This is a genomic window from Pantoea sp. PA1, from assembly GCF_056856975.1.
Map to the genome: position 1 here is coordinate 538,827 of NZ_JBXGEE010000001.1, position 18,158 is coordinate 556,984.

15 protein-coding genes are annotated in these 18,158 nt (G+C 55.4%); 12 read left to right on the forward strand and 3 right to left on the reverse strand.

Annotation, left to right across the window (positions count from 1 at the left end; genetic code table 11):
• Positions 1-19 precede the first annotated feature (19 nt).
• Positions 20-880, reverse strand: coding sequence for a formate transporter FocA (gene focA, locus AC1V0D_RS02795; protein WP_009091118.1), 861 nt, complete (start codon positions 878-880; stop codon positions 20-22).
• A gap of 371 nt (positions 881-1,251) precedes the next feature.
• The gene (gene ycaO / locus AC1V0D_RS02800; protein ID WP_009091116.1) at positions 1,252-3,015 is read right to left on the reverse strand and encodes a 30S ribosomal protein S12 methylthiotransferase accessory factor YcaO; all 1,764 of its coding nucleotides are present in this window, start codon (positions 3,013-3,015) and stop codon (positions 1,252-1,254) included.
• Between the two features lie 314 nt (positions 3,016-3,329).
• On the opposite strand from ycaO, the gene serC reads away from it, so the two are divergent.
• From serC to AC1V0D_RS02860, 12 genes are all read left to right on the forward strand, one after another.
• Positions 3,330-4,415 (forward strand): 3-phosphoserine/phosphohydroxythreonine transaminase, encoded by a 1,086-nt coding sequence (gene serC, locus AC1V0D_RS02805; protein ID WP_009091114.1) that lies wholly within the window; start codon positions 3,330-3,332, stop codon positions 4,413-4,415.
• An 82-nt stretch (positions 4,416-4,497) separates the two neighbouring features.
• Positions 4,498-5,784 (forward strand): 3-phosphoshikimate 1-carboxyvinyltransferase, encoded by a 1,287-nt coding sequence (gene aroA, locus AC1V0D_RS02810; RefSeq protein ID WP_482906939.1) that lies wholly within the window; start codon positions 4,498-4,500, stop codon positions 5,782-5,784.
• Between the two features lie 198 nt (positions 5,785-5,982).
• Complete coding sequence (gene cmk / locus AC1V0D_RS02815) at positions 5,983-6,669, forward strand: (d)CMP kinase (RefSeq protein ID WP_009091111.1); 687 nt, start codon at positions 5,983-5,985, stop codon at positions 6,667-6,669.
• 108 nt (positions 6,670-6,777) lie between these two features.
• A complete protein-coding gene (rpsA, locus tag AC1V0D_RS02820; protein ID WP_009091109.1) occupies positions 6,778-8,451 on the forward strand; it encodes a 30S ribosomal protein S1 in 1,674 nt (557 codons plus the stop codon).
• Positions 8,452-8,533: 82 nt separating this feature from the next.
• A complete protein-coding gene (ihfB, locus tag AC1V0D_RS02825; RefSeq protein ID WP_003849360.1) occupies positions 8,534-8,818 on the forward strand; it encodes an integration host factor subunit beta in 285 nt (94 codons plus the stop codon).
• A 203-nt stretch (positions 8,819-9,021) separates the two neighbouring features.
• Complete coding sequence (locus AC1V0D_RS02830; RefSeq protein ID WP_482906940.1) at positions 9,022-11,277, forward strand: DNA internalization-related competence protein ComEC/Rec2; 2,256 nt, start codon at positions 9,022-9,024, stop codon at positions 11,275-11,277.
• A gap of 34 nt (positions 11,278-11,311) precedes the next feature.
• Entirely contained in the window at positions 11,312-13,060 is a 1,749-nt protein-coding gene (msbA, locus tag AC1V0D_RS02835; protein ID WP_482906941.1) for a lipid A ABC transporter ATP-binding protein/permease MsbA, read from the forward strand.
• Positions 13,057-14,043: a tetraacyldisaccharide 4'-kinase gene (gene lpxK, locus AC1V0D_RS02840; RefSeq protein ID WP_009091105.1), complete on the forward strand. Its 987-nt coding sequence runs from the start codon at positions 13,057-13,059 to the stop codon at positions 14,041-14,043. The genes msbA and lpxK overlap by 4 nt, the downstream gene beginning before the upstream one ends.
• Positions 14,044-14,084: 41 nt before the next feature.
• The gene (locus tag AC1V0D_RS02845; protein ID WP_009091103.1) at positions 14,085-15,299 is read left to right on the forward strand and encodes a winged helix-turn-helix domain-containing protein; all 1,215 of its coding nucleotides are present in this window, start codon (positions 14,085-14,087) and stop codon (positions 15,297-15,299) included.
• Between the two features lie 104 nt (positions 15,300-15,403).
• Positions 15,404-15,586 carry a Trm112 family protein gene (locus AC1V0D_RS02850; protein ID WP_009091101.1) on the forward strand — a complete coding sequence of 61 codons (183 nt, stop codon included), beginning with the start codon at positions 15,404-15,406 and terminating at the stop codon, positions 15,584-15,586.
• On the forward strand, positions 15,583-16,332 hold the full coding sequence (kdsB, locus tag AC1V0D_RS02855) for a 3-deoxy-manno-octulosonate cytidylyltransferase (protein WP_009091099.1): 750 nt from the start codon (positions 15,583-15,585) through the stop codon (positions 16,330-16,332). The genes AC1V0D_RS02850 and kdsB overlap by 4 nt, the downstream gene beginning before the upstream one ends.
• Before the next feature lie 111 nt (positions 16,333-16,443).
• Positions 16,444-17,337: a protein kinase family protein gene (locus tag AC1V0D_RS02860; RefSeq protein WP_140924423.1), complete on the forward strand. Its 894-nt coding sequence runs from the start codon at positions 16,444-16,446 to the stop codon at positions 17,335-17,337.
• Here AC1V0D_RS02860 and elyC read toward each other — a convergent pair.
• The gene (elyC, locus tag AC1V0D_RS02865) at positions 17,317-18,102 is read right to left on the reverse strand and encodes an envelope biogenesis factor ElyC (RefSeq protein WP_482907393.1); all 786 of its coding nucleotides are present in this window, start codon (positions 18,100-18,102) and stop codon (positions 17,317-17,319) included. The two genes, AC1V0D_RS02860 and elyC, sit on opposite strands and share 21 nt — an antisense overlap.
• Between the last annotated feature and the right edge of the window lie 56 nt (positions 18,103-18,158).

Sequence of the window (18,158 nt, forward strand, 5' to 3'; positions counted from 1 at the left end):
TGTGCCATCAAAAATACGTTTAGTGTACCGGGTCACCTTTACGGAGATAGATCACCCAGTAAGTCAGACCCACCAGAACGCCGCCGCCAATAATGTTACCTAGGGTTACGGGAATCAGGTTGTCGAGAATAAAGTGAGTGACGGTCAGTGAGTGAAACTGTGCTGCTGTCGCCCCTGCCGCCTGCCAGAACTCGGGTGTCGCAAAGTCGCGGATAGTAATGGCATAGGGGATCAGAAACATGTTGGCGATACTGTGTTCGAAACCACTGGCTACAAACATCGAAACGGGCAGAATCATCACCACCAGCTTATCGGTCAGGCTACGGCCGGAATAACTCATCCAGACCGCGAGGCAGACCAGCAGATTAGCCAATGTGCCCAGGCAGACTGCTTCAATAAAGGTGTGGTGCATTTTGTGATCGGCGGTCTGCAGCACATTTAATCCCCAGGCACCGTTGGCAACCATATGTTGTCCGGCAAACCACATCAGGGCGACAAAGAAGAGGGCACCGCCCAGGTTACCGACATAAACGTTGATCCAGTTACGGGCCAGCTGGCCCCAGCTGATACGTCCACTGGCTTTGGCCACAACGATGAGGACCGTCGATGTGAAGAGATCGGCACCACACACGACAACCAGCATCAGGCCGAGTGAGAAGCAGATACCCCCAATCAGTTTGGCTATGCCATAGGGCATGGTGCCGCTGCCGGTGGTGGCTGTGATATAAAAAACGAATGCGATTGAGATAAATACGCCAGCGGTTAGCGCCAGAAAGAAAGTGGTAAAGGGGTGTTTGGTGGCTTTATAAATTCCGGCATCTTCAGCAACTTTTGCCATGGCGGCCGGAAGTAATAGATTAAAAGGGTTGTCAGTTTTCACACTAACTTACTCCAGAAGTTGTCTGAAAAAATAGTAACAAAGGAGTAGTAGCAAGTAATTGATGTGGATCATGTTTGCCAGAACGGTAACCGTTTTGTCACAGGAAAACTGAATGATTTTGTTGTAATTTATTGAATTTATTGCATTAAATATTTTTTAAAATATGCAGGATTATTTTAATGTCCGGTCTGTGATTGCCTGTCCGGAATGGCATTTGTAGTTGATTGGTCATCCGCATGTTAAACAAAACAATGGGATGTTGCGGGAAAGGGATTTAATGCAGCTAATGTTTCATGAAAAGAAAATAGCATGGCACCCGGTAAATGCAGTGCCATGCCGGATCGACTATCGACCCGCTGACGCGTCAGGAATTACGCGTTTTTCCAGTAGTGGCGTTTGGCCGTTTGCAGTTTTTCGTAAGCCGCAAGCAGAGACTGATGAGCCGGGAATGCCAGCAGCTCATCATCAACCGCCTGAAGTCCGTTAAACGGCTGTTCACCGCTGATGGCGGCCGAGGCGGCTTCCACTGCGCTTTCACCATACATCCGCGTGAAGGCATGATGGTATTGCAGCGGGTCACGCTCATCTTCCATCGCTAATAGCAGCAGGGTCTGCAGGCAGCGGTAGTAATTTGCCCGCTCTGGCGTAAAGACAGAGCTGTTAAATTCCATTGTCCACTCTGTCCAGATCAGAGCCTGCTCCAGATCGCCACCCGCCAGAGCCAGCATCGCCTTTAATTCACCGATACGCAGCGTCGACCAGCCGTTATCTTTACCGGTGGCCAGACCCAGCAGCTCCCGGACGCGGGTAAAGTCATCGAAACCTTCGTCATCCAGTTGCCCGATTAAATCGAGATACTCTTCCGGATTCCAGTTGCTGTCAGGCAGTGCCAGCAGGGTTTCACGTATGCCCGCTCCCATGCTGTTATTTGCCAGGAAGAGGTCTTCTGCCGGATAGATATCAGACATGCCAGGCACGATGATGCGACAGGCGTAGACACCCAGATGCTCATAGTCAGCGATATAGACTTCCTGATCTTCTGAAGCAAAGATCGCCATCAGTGTGGCAAACTCCTCTTCAGTACTGCCTGCGAAGGACCAGTCCACAAAGGGATAATCCGCCGTCTCTTTAAACAGATCCCAGGAGATCAGGCCGCTTGAATCAATGAAATGGGTTTCAAGGTTGGCGTGCTCGGCGACTTCTTCATCGTCGAACGTCGGTGGGGTAAACACATCCAGATCTTTCAGGCTCCGGCCCTGCAGCAGCTCGGTGACGGTACGCTCCAGCGCAACGCCAAAATCGGGATGCGCCCCAAAGGAAGCAAAACAGGTGCCGTTGGCCGGGTTAAACAGCACCACGCAAATCACCGGATATTTACCGCCCAGTGAGGCGTCGTAGGCGAAAATCGGGAAACCTTCCGCTTCAAGACGGGCAATCGCTTCGATCACGTCAGGGTAGCGCTGCATCACCTCATCCGGTATCGCAGGCAGGCTGATAGCTTCAGCAATAATGCGGTTTTTGATGTAGCGCTCAAACACCTCAGATAGCCCCTGAACACGTGCTTCATTGGCCGTGTTACCCGCCGACATGCCGTTAGAGACATAGAGGTTACCAATGATATTCATCGGGATATAAACGGTTTGCTGGTCGGACTGGCGGGTAAACGGCAGGGCACAGATGCCCCGTTCAGCATTACCGGACTGCAGATCGATTAATCCGGACGCCGTCAGCGCCTGGTCTGGATCGTAAAAGGCGCGCAGACGCGGGTCCAGAATCCCTTCAGGTAAGGATTCATCCTCAGGGACAGCAAACCATTTTTCATTGGGATAGTGAACAAAATCGCCGTTCGCGATCTTTTTTCCAAGCCAGAAGTCAGCAAAGAAATAGTTCGTTGAGAGACGCTCAAAATATTCGCCCAGCGCAGAGGCCAGCGCCGCTTTTTTACTGGCGCCTTTGCCGTTGGTAAAACAGAGCGGGCAATCGCGGTCGCGAATATGCACAGACCAGACATGGGGAACAGGATTCAGCCAGGAAGCTTCTTCAATATTAAAGCCAAGATCCTGCAGCTTATTCTGGAAACGCGCAATGGAGTCTTCCAGTGCGGCATCTTTGCCCGGGATAAATGTTTGCGTCATAGTGCCGCTCTCTCAGTTGTCATAGGGTGCGTAAAGCGCGCCATGATACGGATTTTGCCTGAAGACCGCTATCAGGGCGGGATAAATTTACCGCCGTAGTTTTCCATTACTTCGCTTTACCGGCCAGACGCACTTTTATCGTGCTGAACGGCGCCTCACAAAATTTCGTGCAGGTTTGCATTGGTAACATAACATCCGGCGCGGCAGAGTCAGAAAATGTGACCGCCTCCTGATTTATGATTGCAGCTATCAGAATGCAGTGATAAAACCGGATGATTATTCATAACCGTTCGATATGACAGTGGTGAGGGGAAATGACGCAGGTTTATAATTTTAGCTCTGGCCCGGCGATGCTACCGGTAGAAGTGCTCCGTCGTGCAGAACAGGAACTGACGAACTGGCGCGGTCTGGGTACCTCTGTAATGGAGATCAGTCACCGCAGTAAAGAGTTTATTCAGGTGGCTGAGGAAGCCGAACAGGACTTCCGTGATCTGCTAAAAATCCCGGCCGGTTACAAAGTTTTATTCTGTCATGGGGGCGCACGTGCGCAGTTCGCTGCCGTGCCGGGCAATCTGCTGGGGTCCGCGACAACGGCCGACTATGTTGATGGCGGTTACTGGGCGCACAGTGCCATTAAAGAGGCGGAAAAGTATTGCTCCCCGCGTACGCTGGATGTCAAAACAACCCGTGACGGTAAACGTGCCATTCTGCCGATGCGCGAATGGGCCGTCAGCGAAGCGTCCGCTTACCTGCACTACTGTCCGAATGAGACCATTGACGGCATCGCTATTGATGAACAGCCCGATTTTGGCAGCAAGACCGTGGTCGCTGACTTCTCCTCTACCATTCTTTCACGTCCGATTGATGTCAGCCGTTACGGTGTGATTTATGCCGGCGCGCAGAAGAATGTGGGCCCGGCTGGTTTGACGCTGGTCATCGTACGCGAAGATCTGCTGGGTCAGGCACACAGCTCTGTTCCCTCTATCCTTGATTACAAAGTTCTGGCCGATAACGATTCCATGTTTAACACGCCACCGACTTTTGCCTGGTACCTTTCGGGTCTGGTGTTTAAATGGCTGAAAGAGAAAGGCGGTGTAGCTGAAATTGATCGCATCAATCAGGCAAAATCTGACCTGCTTTACGGTGTGATTGATGGCAGCGACTTCTATCGCAATGATGTGGCGACAGAAAACCGCTCGCGGATGAACATTCCTTTCCAGCTGGCCGATGCCTCACTGGATGCGCTGTTCCTGGAAGAGTCATTTAAGAATGGATTACATGCGCTTAAAGGACATCGTGTAGTAGGTGGTATGCGCGCCTCTATTTATAATGCGATGCCGCTGGAAGGTGTTAAGGCCCTGACTGATTTCATGGTCGATTTTGAACGCCGTCACGGCTAACCGATAAGATATCAGCGCTGATGCTGATGCCAGACCTCGTCCTGCGACGAGGTCTCTGTATTTTTTGAGGATTTCGTTTCACATGCAGGACTCCCTGACTCTCCAACCGATTGCGCGCGTCGACGGCACGGTAAATCTGCCTGGCTCCAAGAGCGTTTCCAATCGTGCACTGCTGCTGGCTGCACTGGCAAAAGGCACCACCCGACTCACCAATTTACTCGACAGCGATGATGTAAAGCACATGCTGAATGCGCTGACCGCACTGGGCGTCAGCTATACCCTTTCAGACGATCGCACCGTGTGTGAAGTGACGGGGAATGGCGGCCCGCTGCACGCCACACAACCACTGTCGCTGTTTCTGGGGAATGCCGGAACCGCAATGCGCCCGCTGGCAGCAGCACTTTGCCTGGGTCAGCACGATGTCGAACTGACCGGCGAACCACGCATGAAAGAGCGCCCAATCGGCCATCTGGTGGATGCGCTTCGTCAGGGTGGAGCGGCCATTGAGTATCTGGAAAACGAACACTATCCGCCGCTGCGTTTACGCGGGGGGTTTACCGGCGGTGACGTCAGTGTGGATGGCAGCGTCTCCAGTCAGTTCCTGACGGCACTGCTGATGACTGCGCCGCTGGCTCAGCAGGACACCTGCATCACCATTAAAGGCAATCTGGTATCGAAACCCTACATCGACATCACGCTCAATCTGATGCAGTGCTTTGGCGTCGACGTTGAAAATCAGAACTATCAACGCTTCCTGATCAAAGGTGCGCAGCAGTATCAGTCGCCAGGGGATTACCTGGTCGAAGGCGACGCCTCTTCCGCCTCCTATTTCCTGGCCGCCGCCGCGATCAAAGGCGGAACGGTTCGGGTCACCGGGATCGGACGTAAGAGCGTGCAGGGTGACATCCGTTTTGCTGACGTGCTGGAAAAGATGGGCGCGAGCATTGAGTGGGGCGATGACTATATTGCCTGCACCGCCGGAAAACTGCAGGCGATCGACATGGATATGAACCATATCCCGGACGCGGCGATGACCATTGCGACCACGGCACTGTTTGCAGAAGGGACAACGCAGTTACGTAATATTTATAACTGGCGGGTAAAAGAGACCGACCGGCTGAGCGCGATGGCCACTGAACTGCGTAAAGTGGGCGCAGAGGTCGAAGAGGGCCATGACTACATCCGCATCACGCCGCCAGCGACACTGATTCATGCGGATATTGGCACCTATAACGATCACCGCATGGCAATGTGTTTTTCTCTGGTGGCGCTCTCTGATACGCCGGTCACCATTCTTGATCCAGGCTGTACGGCAAAAACCTTCCCGGACTATTTTGTGCAGCTTGAGAAAATCAGCCAGCGCGCCTGACAGACCTTCTCCGGTGCGTTCCCGCACCGGATTTTCCCTGATTTAATCTGGCTTTAATCGCCCGGATATCCTCTTATTTGACTAAATTTTCCCAGCCGCTCAGTGCGAAAGGGTAACCAAGCACGGCTATGCAGCGTATAATGCTAACCATAAAGGGTGGCCTTCAGGCCATGAAGCACGCAGCAACAGGAGGGAATAATGACAGTAACTGCCCCGGTCATAACTATCGATGGGCCAAGTGGCGCGGGGAAAGGAACCCTGTGCAAAGCCATGGCAGAATCGCTGCAGTGGCATCTGCTGGACTCCGGTGCTATTTATCGCGTGCTGGCGTTAGCCGCATTGCATCATCAGGTGGATATCGATTCGGAAGAGGCGTTAGTGCCGATTGCTGCACACCTTGATGTGCGCTTTGTCTCTCAAAAGGGTGAAATGCAGGTCATACTGGAAGGGGAGGATGTCACCGGCGAGATCCGTACGCAGGAGGTGAGCAACACCGCTTCCCGTGTCGCTGCCTTTCCCCGGGTGCGCGAAGCACTATTGCGCCGCCAGCGTGGTTTCCGCGAGATGCCGGGTCTGATTGCGGATGGCCGGGACATGGGCACCGTGGTTTTCCCGGATGCGCCAGTGAAAATTTTCCTGGATGCCGGCCCGGAAGAGCGCGCCCGGCGCCGTATGCTACAGTTGCAGGAAAAGGGCTTTAATGTTAACTTTGACCGCCTTTTAGCCGAGATAAAAGAGCGCGACGACCGCGATCGTAACCGCGCAATTGCGCCTCTGGTCGCCGCTGGCGATGCACTGGTATTAGACTCGACTGAGATGTCTATCGACCAGGTCATTGAAAAAGCGCTACACTATGCCCGCGAAAAGCTGGGCATCCCGGCTTAACTGAATTAATAACCCTGTACCACGGATCCGGTGCAGGGCATGTGAAACAACCCCATCCGACATGAAGTCAGATGGACGTTAAATTGAAGAATCCTGAAGATTATCAATATGACTGAATCTTTTGCTCAACTATTTGAAGAATCCTTAAAAACAATCGAAACCCGCCCGGGTTCTATCGTTCGTGGCATCGTCGTTTCTATCGACAAAGATGTCGTTCTGGTTGATGCGGGTCTGAAATCTGAATCTGCAATCCCTGCAGAGCAGTTCAAGAACGCAGCCGGCGAACTGGAAATCCAGGTTGGCGACGAAGTTGATGTTGCTCTGGATGCAGTGGAAGACGGCTTCGGTGAAACCCTGCTGTCCCGTGAGAAAGCTAAGCGCCATGAAGCATGGATCACGCTGGAGAAAGCTTACGAAGACGCTGAAACTGTTACCGGTGTTATCAACGGCAAAGTTAAAGGCGGCTTCACAGTTGAGCTGAACGGTATCCGTGCGTTCCTGCCAGGTTCACTGGTTGATGTGCGTCCGGTGCGCGATACGCTGCACCTGGAAGGCAAAGAGCTTGAGTTCAAAGTAATCAAGCTGGATCAGAAACGCAACAACGTCGTGGTTTCACGTCGTGCCGTTATCGAATCTGAAAACAGCGCAGAGCGCGATCAGCTGCTGGAAAACCTGCAGGAAGGCATGGAAGTTAAAGGTATCGTTAAGAACCTCACTGACTACGGTGCATTCGTTGATCTGGGCGGCGTTGACGGCCTGCTGCACATCACTGATATGGCGTGGAAGCGCGTTAAGCATCCAAGCGAAATCGTTAACGTTGGCGACGAAATCACCGTTAAGGTGCTGAAGTTCGACCGCGAGCGTACCCGTGTTTCTCTGGGTCTGAAGCAGCTGGGCGAAGATCCATGGGTTGCTATCGCTAAACGCTATCCGGAAGGCACCCGCCTGACCGGTCGTGTGACCAACCTGACTGACTACGGCTGCTTCGTGGAAATCGAAGAAGGCGTTGAAGGTCTGGTACACGTTTCTGAAATGGACTGGACCAACAAAAACATCCATCCGTCTAAAGTTGTTAACGTAGGCGATGTGGTTGAAGTTATGGTTCTGGACATCGACGAAGAGCGTCGTCGTATCTCCCTGGGTCTGAAGCAGTGTAAATCTAACCCATGGCAGCTGTTCGCTGAGACGCACAACAAAGGCGATCGTGTTGAAGGTAAAATCAAGTCAATCACTGACTTCGGTATCTTCATCGGCCTGGACGGCGGCATTGACGGTCTGGTTCACCTGTCTGACATCTCCTGGAACGCGACTGGCGAAGAAGCCGTTCGTGAGTACAAAAAAGGCGACGAAATCGCTGCCGTTGTACTGCAGGTTGATGCAGAGCGCGAGCGTATCTCTCTGGGCGTTAAACAGCTGGCAGAAGATCCGTTCAACAACTACATCACTCTGAACAAGAAAGGTGCGATCGTCACCGGTAAAGTGACTGCAGTTGATGCTAAAGGTGCTACAGTTGAATTAGCAGACGGCGTTGAGGGTTACCTGCGCGCTTCTGAAGCTTCACTGGACCGCATTGAAGACGCCACTCTGGTTCTGAACGTTGGCGACGACGTTGAAGCTAAGTTCACCGGCGTTGATCGTAAAAACCGTGTCGTAAGCCTGTCTGTCCGTGCGAAAGACCAGGCTGATGAGAAAGAAGCTATCAACACTGTTAACACCAAACAGGAAGAAGGCAACTTCTCTAACGCGATGGCTGAAGCGTTCAAAGCGGCTAAAGGCGAGTAATCGACCTGAAGCACCGGGTGGGCAACCACCCGGTTTCGGTAAAAGCTGTCATACTTTCCCTGAGGGATAAACCGGAGGTTACATGACCAAGTCAGAACTGATTGAAAGACTGGCGGGACAGCATACTCATATACCGGCGAAAGTCGTTGAGGATGCAGTAAAAGAGATGCTCGAGCACATGGCCACGACGCTGGCACAGGGTGAGCGCATCGAAATCCGGGGATTCGGCAGCTTTTCTTTGCACTATCGCGCTCCGCGCACCGGGCGTAACCCGAAAACGGGTGACAAAGTGGATCTGGAAGGTAAATACGTTCCCCACTTTAAGCCAGGCAAAGAGCTTCGCGATCGCGCAAATATTTACGGCTAAGCCGATACCGAACCCGATAAACGACATCTCCGGATGTCGTTTTTTTTGCCCGCTATCCTGTCTGCGATCGGCTATCCACGCTGTTCTCATCTGACGCTATCCATCACAAGTTCTTTGCGAGCCCGCTCGGGCCAGCGCAATTCTCTCCTGTTACTTTCTCCTGAGGGGTTCAGACTTACCGAACTGACCCGATGGATATGATTATGCTGACATGGACTGTTCTGGCGCGACTGACGATTGTGGCCACACTGCCGCTACTGCTGATGGCCCGGCTGCCTTCAGGCCAGATGATACTGATGTTCCTTCTTACCGGTCTGGCGCTGCTGCATTCTCCTTATCAGCCCGTTCGTCTGATCGGTATCACGCTGCTGCTTCTGAGCTGGGCGTGCTACGACGCCCGTCTGATGGTGCGGGACATTGAACATTTCTCTGCACGTACCAGGACCTATAAGATTCAAATCGCTGAACTGCGCCAGGCGCGCAGGCAAATCCAGGTTCGCCTGCTGGAAGAAGAGGGCAGAAGGATATTTCCGCCGCGCTTCGCCTGGATCTATTTCGATGCTGACTCAGCGCTCTACTGTCCCGGACAGCGCTGGACGATGCAACTGCGTCTGCGACCGGTCCATGCCCGTCTCAACGAAGGCGATTTTGATGCCCAGCGTTTCGCACTCGCTAACAATACGCCGCTACAGGGTCGGATCCTGAAGCAGGTCGCAATTGATGAGCGCTGTGACGCGCGCTGGCGGTTTATTCTGGGGCATCGGGAGAGCACCCGCGGCCTCGCTTCACGGGCGACGCTGGAAGCGCTGGCGTTTGGCGTTCGTGATGAGATGAGCCAGCAGACGCGTCAGCTTCTGCGGGAGACGGGCACTGCGCACCTGATGGCGATCTCCGGTATGCACATCGCCTTAGCGGCCAGCACCGGCTGGCTGATTGCGCGCGGCGTGCAGTTCTTTTTGCCAGTCCGCTGTGTCGGCTATCTTTTTCCTCTCATCGTGAGCTGGCTGTTCGCCGCACTCTATACCTGGCTTTCAGGGGCGCAGCCGCCCGCAGAGCGTTCATTGCTTGCCCTGACGCTATGGGGAATAACCCGGACTGCCGGTATTCAACTGAACAGCTGGCAGGTCTGGACATTCTGTATTGCACTGCTGCTGGTGGCAGAACCCTTAACCGTACTCTCTGACAGTTTCTGGCTCTCGGTACTGGCTGTCGGCATGCTGCTGGTCTGGTATCACTGGTTTCCCTTGCCTGCCGCGCTTCGGCATCAACGACGCTGGCTGCCGCTTCAGCTGCTGCATCTTCAGGCGGGCATGATGATTTTAATGGTACCGCTGCAGGTGGCGATTTTTAACGGCATCAGCTTGACGGCCCTGATGGCAAATTTCGTCGCGATTCCGGTCGTCTCATTCCTTACCATGCCCCTGATGACGCTCGCTATGCTGTTGCCGGTCACACAGCTCTCCGGCTTCTTCTGGAGCGCGGCCGATCTTTCCCTGCGAGCGCTGTTTTACTGCCTGAAGCAGCTGCCGACGGGCTGGTATCCACTGAGTGGCACAACCTGGTTTACGGTCATGGTCTGGGGCGGCCTGATCCTCTGGCGCGCGCAGCTCTTTTTCGCTTTTCCTGTGAGCAGCAGCGCGATCGCCCTGGCGATGATACTCAGTCGCCAGCCCAATCAGGAACGGGGCTGGCGTATCGATATGCTGGATATCGGACACGGATTGAGCCTGGTGATCAGCCAGGGCGACGAGGCGGTGATCTATGACACCGGGCCACGCTGGCAGAACGATAATGCAGGCAGTCGGGTGATTATTCCGTGGCTGGAGCGCAGGCAGCTGCGCCTGAAGCAGGTGATCCTCAGCCATAAACATCTTGATCATACCGGCGGGCTGGATGCGATCAAAAAGCGCTGGCCCGCAGCGGAAATCAGAAGTGCGCTGGCGGACAGGACGCACTTACCCTGTGTGCGTGGCACGCAGTGGCGCTGGCGACAGCTCACTTTTCGGGTCATCTGGCCGCTGACGGCCCCTTTACCCGGTGGAAACTACGACTCCTGCGTGATGATTGTTGATGATGGTCAGGTGCGGCTGATGTTAACCGGCGATATTGAAGCCAGGGCGGAGCGTCAGCTGGTGGCCCTGGAAAAGGAGGGATTGAAGGTCGATATCCTGCAGGTGCCGCACCACGGCAGTCGCACTTCGTCCACTTCACTGCTGCTGCGCAAAGCGGCAGGCCACACCGCCATCGCCTCTCTGGCGCGCTACAATGCATGGCGTATGCCTGCAAAACGGGTCGTGGAAGCCTATCACGCCGCCGGTTTTCACTGGCTGGATACCGGGCAGTCAGGGCAAATCAGCATCAGGATAGAGCAGGGCAGCGTGCAGGTTTTCAGCCTGCGGGATCAATTAATGCCCCGTTGGTATCATCAGTGGTTTGGCGTCAAACGTGATTCCAGGTAGAATGGCCGGCTATTTCCAACAGCGTGAATAAATAATGCATCAAGATAAAGATCTCTCTACGTGGCAGACGTTCCGCCGACTCTGGCCGATGATCGCGCCAAATAAAGCGGGATTAATTGTGGCCTCTGTCGCCCTGATTATTAATGCTGCGGGCGACGCCTTAATGCTCTCCCTGTTGAAACCGTTACTGGATGATGGTTTTGGTAAAGCCGACCGGTCAGTGATGCTGTGGATGCCGTTGGTGGTGATCGGCCTGATGCTGGTACGTGGCGTAACCAGCTATATCTCCAGCTACTGCATCTCCTGGGTCTCCGGCAATGTCGTGATGAATATTCGCCGTCGCCTGTTCAGCCATATGATGGGCATGCCGGTTTCGTTTTTTGACCAGCAGTCGACCGGCACCCTGCTGTCGCGTATCACTTATGACTCTGAACAGGTCGCCTCCTCCTCTTCCGGTGCGCTGGTCACCGTGGTGCGTGAAGGGGCATCGATTATTGGCCTGTTTATCATGATGTTCTACTACAGCTGGCAGCTGTCGTTAATCCTGATCGTGCTGGCACCTATCGTCTCCTTTGCCATCCGCACCGTTTCTAAGCGCTTCCGTTCAATCAGCAAAAGTATGCAGAACACCATGGGGCAGGTGACCACCAGCGCCGAGCAGATGCTGAAAGGACATAAAGAGGTACTGATTTTTGGCGGTCAGGAAATTGAGTCAGAGCGCTTTAACCGCGTCAGTAACCGTATGCGTCAGCAGGGAATGAAGCTGGTCTCAGCCTCCTCTATTTCCGATCCGGTGATTCAGCTGATCGCCTCTCTGGCCCTGGCTTTTGTTCTTTACGCCGCCAGTTTCCCGAGCGTCATGGATACCCTGACCGCTGGCACCATCACCGTGGTCTTCTCTTCGATGATTGCTCTGATGCGCCCGCTTAAGTCTCTGACCAACGTCAATGCCCAGTTCCAGCGCGGCATGGCAGCCTGTCAGACCCTGTTCTCCATTCTGGACAGTGAACAGGAAGTGGACAATGGCACCCGCGAAATTACCCGCGCCAAAGGTGATATTGAGTTCCGCGACGTGACCTTTACCTATCCGGGCCGTGAAGTCCCGGCACTGCGCAATATCAATCTGTCGCTGCCCGCCGGAAAAACGGTCGCGCTGGTGGGCCGTTCCGGTTCCGGTAAGTCCACGATGGCGAGCCTGCTGACCCGCTTTTATGACATCCAGCAGGGTGAAATTCTGCTGGACGGTTTTGACCTGCGTGACTACACCCTGCGTTCGCTGCGTAATCAGGTGGCGCTGGTGTCGCAGAATGTGCATCTCTTCAACGACACGATTGCCAATAACATCGCCTATGCGCGCAGTGAGCAATACAGCCGTGAGGAGATTGAACGGGCAGCGACCATGGCGCACGCCATGGACTTTATCAATAAAATGGATAAAGGCCTGGATACGGTCATTGGTGAGAATGGCGTGCTGCTGTCTGGCGGCCAGCGTCAGCGTATTGCCATCGCCCGTGCCCTGCTGCGCGATTGTCCGATTCTGATCCTCGATGAAGCGACCTCAGCTCTGGATACCGAGTCCGAACGTGCGATTCAGTCAGCCCTGGATGAGTTGCAGAAGAACCGCACCTCGCTGGTGATTGCGCATCGACTCTCCACGATTGAAAAAGCGGATGAGATTGTGGTGATTGAAGATGGTCAGATCGTTGAACGCGGAACGCATCAGGTGCTGCTGGCTGAACGCGGTGCCTATGCCCAGCTGCACAAGATGCAATTCGGCCAATGATTGAACGTATCTGGAGTGGTCGCTCACCGCTGTGGCTTCTGCTCTGGCCATTAAGCCTGCTGTATGGGGCGATTACGGCTCTGATACGTTTCAGTTACCGCCGGGGCTGGCGAAAAAGCTGGCGTGCGCCCTTGCCGGTTGTGGTGGTGGGCAACTTAACCGCTGGCGGCAATGGAAAAACGCCGGTGGTGATCTGGCTGGTTGAGGCGCTGCAGCAGCGCGGGCTGCGTGTGGGGGTCGTCTCCAGGGGATATGGCGGCAAGGCGGATCACTATCCTCTGCGGGTGACCAACCAGACCGGCACCGATCAGGCCGGGGATGAACCGGTCCTGATTGCCCAGCGCACCGGGGCACCGGTCGCGGTCGCCCCCCGGCGTCAACAGGCAATTGAGGCGTTACTGCAGCAGGGCCCGCTGGATGTCATTATCACGGATGATGGCCTGCAGCATTACGCTCTGCAGCGCGACCGGGAAATTGTGGTGGTGGACGGCCTGCGTCGCTTCGGTAATGGCTGGTGGTTGCCCGCCGGTCCGATGCGCGAACGTGCCAGTCGTCTGCAGCAGGTTGATGCGGTAATCATCAACGGCGGCGATGCACTGGCCGGCGAGATTGCCATGCATCTCCAGCCTGGCCTGGCCACTAATCTGCTGACCGGCGAAACCTGTCCGTTGCAGCAGCTGGAGGCGGTGGTGGCGATGGCCGGTATTGGTCATCCGCCCCGCTTTTTCAACACGCTGAAGCAGCAGGGTATGACGCCGCTGGCAGAAGTCGCCTTTGCCGATCATCACGCCTACAGCGAAGATGAGCTGACCCGCTTACTGCAGCCGGGCCAGCAACTGCTGATGACCGAAAAGGACGCGGTGAAATGCCGTCCGTTTGCTCAGCCGTCGTGGTGGTATCTGCCGGTAGATGCCCGGTTATCCGGCCAGGCCGTGACGCCCTTACTGGACGATATCGAACAGCTCTGCCGCCGCAAGCCCTGAACCCCCAATGCGCATTCAGGTGAGGCCTGATAAGGAAAAGAATGAACACCACGCATTCACTTTCGTTACAGCAGGCCCGTCACCTTCATCTTGCCGCCCAGGGCCTGCTGCGCGCCCCCGCAAAGCGCGCGGTCTATCAGGATCTGATCGCGTGCATCTCCCGCATGTCGCTGCTGCAGATTGATACGATCCATGTGGTGGCCCGCAGTCCCTATATGGTGCTTTTCAGCCGTCTTGGTGACTTTCCACAGCGCTGGCTGGAACAGGCGCTGGCTGAGGGTGAGCTGTTTGAATACTGGGCGCACGAGGCCTGCTTTATTCCCCGCGCTGATTACCGGCTTCTGCGTCATCGCATGCTGTCGCCGGAGCGGCTGGGCTGGAAATATAATGCGCAGTGGGTTGCTGAGCATCAGCAGGAAATAGCCGATCTCCTGCAGCAGATCAGGGAGAAGGGGCCGGTACGGGCCGCCGACTTCAGCCATGCTGATAACCTAAAATCGGGATGGTGGGCATGGAAACCGCATAAGCGCCATCTGGAAAATCTCTTCAGCGCCGGTGAACTGATGGTTACCGAACGCCGCAATTTTCAGCGAGTCTATGACCTGCGCAGCCGCGTGATGCCTGACTGGCAGGATGCCATCCATGGCATCAGCGAAGCGGAAGCCATCCACCAGATGTTGCTGAACAGTGCCCGCAGTCTGGGTATCTTTCGCACTGCCTGGCTGGCCGACTACTACCGTCTGAAACGGGCACCGCTGAACGCGTTTATCGCCGAGGCGCAGGCAGCCGGAGAACTGGTGGCCGTCAACACGGAAGGGCTGGGGGCGATGTGGCTTCACCGGGACCTGCTGCCGTTACTGGAGACCCCGCTGCAGGCGACGCACAGCGCGCTGTTGTCGCCGTTTGATCCGGTGGTCTGGGATCGCAAACGTGTACTGGAGCTGTTCAGCTTTGACTATCGTATTGAGTGCTATACCCCGGCGGAAAAGCGGAAATTTGGCTATTTTGTGCTGCCCATTCTCCATCGCGGTCAGCTGAAAGGCCGGCTGGATGCCCGCATGCTGCGTAAGGCTAAACAGCTGGAAATTAAAAATATCTGGCTTGAAGAGAAGACCCGTGTGACGGCACGCTTTGTCGTGGATATCCGGCGCGCGATCGAACGTTTCGCCGCATGGCAGGGTGCAGAGAGCGTCGTCATCCTCAACATGCCAGAGGCCCTTAGCGATTGCTGGCCTGCGCTGTGGACACTGGCATAATCTCTTTTGCGGCAGCTGCCGCAGAGAACGTTTTACCCCATCCCGCATGAAGCGGGCTATGGTATGCTTTACCCCTTAAGCATTTGCTCCCTGATGGAGGACATATGGATCATCGTTTACTCGAAATCGTTGCCTGCCCGGTCTGTAATGGCAAACTCTACTTTAACAATGCTCAGCAGGAGCTGATCTGCAAACCCGATGGCCTGGCCTTTCCGGTCAGAGAGGGGATTCCGGTACTGCTGGAAACAGAAGCCCGTACGCTCTCTGTTGAAGAGATTCATCCATGAGTTTCACCGCCATCATTCCTGCACGTTATGCGTCAACCCGCTTACCCGGCAAGCCGCTGCTCGATATTCATGGTAAACCGATGGTGGTGCATGTGATGGAGCGCGCCCGCGAGTCGGGTGCCAGCCGGGTCATTGTGGCCACCGATCATCCCGATGTGGCGCAGGCCGTGGAAGCGGCAGGCGGCGAAGTCTGCATGACGCGCGCCGATCATCAGTCCGGCACAGAGCGGCTGGCGGAAGTGATCGAAAAGTATCAGTTTGCTGATGATGAAATCATCGTCAACGTGCAGGGCGACGAACCGATGATTCCGGCAGAGATTGTGCGTCAGGTGGCGAATAATCTGGCGGGGTCGGCCGCGGGCATGGCGACGCTGGCTGTACCCATCACGGATGCGGAGGAAGCGTTTAATCCCAATGCGGTGAAAGTGGTCATGGATGCGCAGGGTTACGCGCTCTATTTTTCACGGGCGACTATCCCTTGGGATCGTGAACGCTATGCTGCGTCACGCGACCAGATTGGTGACACGCTGCTGCGCCACATTGGTATTTACGCCTATCGTGCCGGTTTTATCCGCCGCTATGTTGCCTGGGCACCTTGTCCGCTGGAGCAGATTGAGCTGCTCGAACAGCTGCGGGTGTTATGGTACGGCGAGAAAATTCATGTTGCTGTTGCGCAAACTATTCCCAGCGTGGGGGTAGACACGCCAGACGATCTGCAACGTGTCCGCGAGGCCATGCAGGCCTGATTATCGGGGAGCCTGTCTCCCCGTTTCCGCACAACCATATTGATCCGCCACTAAACTTATCGCCAACACTTCCTTCAGGATATTGTGATACTCATCTGAGGAGGATGCCGCATGGAAGAGCTTAAATCGGAACTCACGCTGGCGCTGGGGGAAACGATCAGCCGCCTCGAAATCATCAGCGAACAGCCGCCCACCCGACTTTATGCGTTATACGATCGGGAAGGCCTCCCTATGCCGGTCGTGGCAAAATATTTTCGTCATCAGGGCCGGGCAGCAATAGAAGCGAAAAAGCTGACGTTGCTCGGTCAGGCCGGACGGATTGCGGTGCCAGCCGTGTATGGTCTGGTGATGAGCCAGCGTCCTCCGGTTCATGAAATGCTTCTGCTGGCGCGACTCAATGGCGTGACGGCGGAGGCCCCGGCGCGGGATGCTCAGCGCTGGCAGCAGTTTTGTGAGCAGGTAGTCGAGGGGCTGCTTGCCTGGCATCGGCTCGACAGCCATGGGCTGGTGGGTACGGTGGACAGCACTCAGCAGAATCGCTGGCCCGCCTGGTATGCTCAGCGGGTTGAGGTGCTGTGGGCGACGCTGAATTATCTGCGACCACCGGCTTTGACGCTCGAAGATCGCCAGATTCTGTTTCGCTGCCGGGCGCGACTGGCGCATCTGTTCCGCGGCTTTGACGATCCCTGCGTAATGGTGCATGGCAACGTCCGGCTGCAAAGCATGCTGAAAAACAGCCGCAGCGATCAGCTAATCGCGATGACCCAGCCCGGCCCGCTCCTCTGGGCACCGCGTGAGATTGATCTCATCCATCTGGATGACTCTCCTGCTGAAACCGCGCTGCTGCACAGCTATCTGCAGCGGGCACCGGTTTCAGAAGGATTTGTCTGGCGTCGGTGGGTTTATCAGGTGTGGGACTGTGTCGACCAGCTGATCCAGACCGGCACCTTTAATCGTCCCCGTTTTGACCATGCCTGCGCGCAGCTACTTCCCTGGCTCGGCTGAGTCCGGTTTCTCGCCTTTCAGCCTCTGCAATAGTGCGCCAAGCGTTTCATACACCGCCCGTTCGCTGTGACTCAGCCAGATCGGGGAAGGTATCGCCCGCTCCCATCCATTCAGCGGCGAGGTAATTGCCAGCTGGTTGGCGGGTGCGGCAATCGGCTGCAATCCGACCGCGTGGAAAAAACGTATTGCCCGCGGCATATGATTCGCGGATGTGACCAGCAGGAATGGATGTTCACCCACCACGCCTTTCACCGCCTGCGCCTCATCCGCCGTATCGCGCGGCTGATCGAGAAGCTGAATATGTGCCGGGGGAACCCCCAAACTTTCGGCTACCTGTGCCGCGACCCAGGCGCTGCTCTCCGGATTGGTGCCGCCTGCGGCGCCGGTGAAAATCAGGGTCGATTGCGGATTGCGTTGCCACTGACGCACTCCTTCTGCCACGCGCGGCAGGCTGTTGTTCAGCAGGTTTGAGCTCGGCGCCCACGCCGGATTGAACGTGTAGCCTCCGCCCAGCACGACGATGTAATCCACCTCACGGGTGCCGTTCCAGGTCGGATAACGGCTATCCAGCGGCAACAGCAGGCGATCGGCCAGCGGTTGCAGACTCAGAAGCAGCAGTAACAGCCAGCTGACAGAGATCACGGTTTTACCGCTTTTCTGCCAGTCAGTCAGCCAAAGCAGTAAAATGCCCAATGCCATCAGCAAAAGCAGAAACGGCAGGGGTAAAAGCAGCCCGCCAATCACTTTTTTCAGGGTAAATAACATCAAAAACGCGTCCTGTTGTCCGAAAATAGAGCACCCGGAAGGGAAGATGGGGATGA

Bases quoted from the DNA above. Each gene is read 5' to 3' on its own strand.
- AC1V0D_RS02830 (WP_482906940.1), top strand. From the start codon at position 9,022: ATGCTGACATGGACTGTTCTGGCGCGACTGACGATTGTGGCCACACTG.
- rpsA (WP_009091109.1), top strand. From the start codon at position 6,778: ATGACTGAATCTTTTGCTCAACTATTTGAAGAATCCTTAAAAACAATC.
- cmk (WP_009091111.1), top strand. From the start codon at position 5,983: ATGACAGTAACTGCCCCGGTCATAACTATCGATGGGCCAAGTGGCGCG.
- elyC (WP_482907393.1), bottom strand. From the start codon at position 18,102: ATGTTATTTACCCTGAAAAAAGTGATTGGCGGGCTGCTTTTACCCCTG.
- ihfB (WP_003849360.1), top strand. From the start codon at position 8,534: ATGACCAAGTCAGAACTGATTGAAAGACTGGCGGGACAGCATACTCAT.
- serC (WP_009091114.1), top strand. From the start codon at position 3,330: ATGACGCAGGTTTATAATTTTAGCTCTGGCCCGGCGATGCTACCGGTA.
- msbA (WP_482906941.1), top strand. From the start codon at position 11,312: ATGCATCAAGATAAAGATCTCTCTACGTGGCAGACGTTCCGCCGACTC.
- AC1V0D_RS02850 (WP_009091101.1), top strand. From the start codon at position 15,404: ATGGATCATCGTTTACTCGAAATCGTTGCCTGCCCGGTCTGTAATGGC.
- ycaO (WP_009091116.1), bottom strand. From the start codon at position 3,015: ATGACGCAAACATTTATCCCGGGCAAAGATGCCGCACTGGAAGACTCC.
- AC1V0D_RS02845 (WP_009091103.1), top strand. From the start codon at position 14,085: ATGAACACCACGCATTCACTTTCGTTACAGCAGGCCCGTCACCTTCAT.
- lpxK (WP_009091105.1), top strand. From the start codon at position 13,057: ATGATTGAACGTATCTGGAGTGGTCGCTCACCGCTGTGGCTTCTGCTC.
- kdsB (WP_009091099.1), top strand. From the start codon at position 15,583: ATGAGTTTCACCGCCATCATTCCTGCACGTTATGCGTCAACCCGCTTA.
- AC1V0D_RS02860 (WP_140924423.1), top strand. From the start codon at position 16,444: ATGGAAGAGCTTAAATCGGAACTCACGCTGGCGCTGGGGGAAACGATC.
- aroA (WP_482906939.1), top strand. From the start codon at position 4,498: ATGCAGGACTCCCTGACTCTCCAACCGATTGCGCGCGTCGACGGCACG.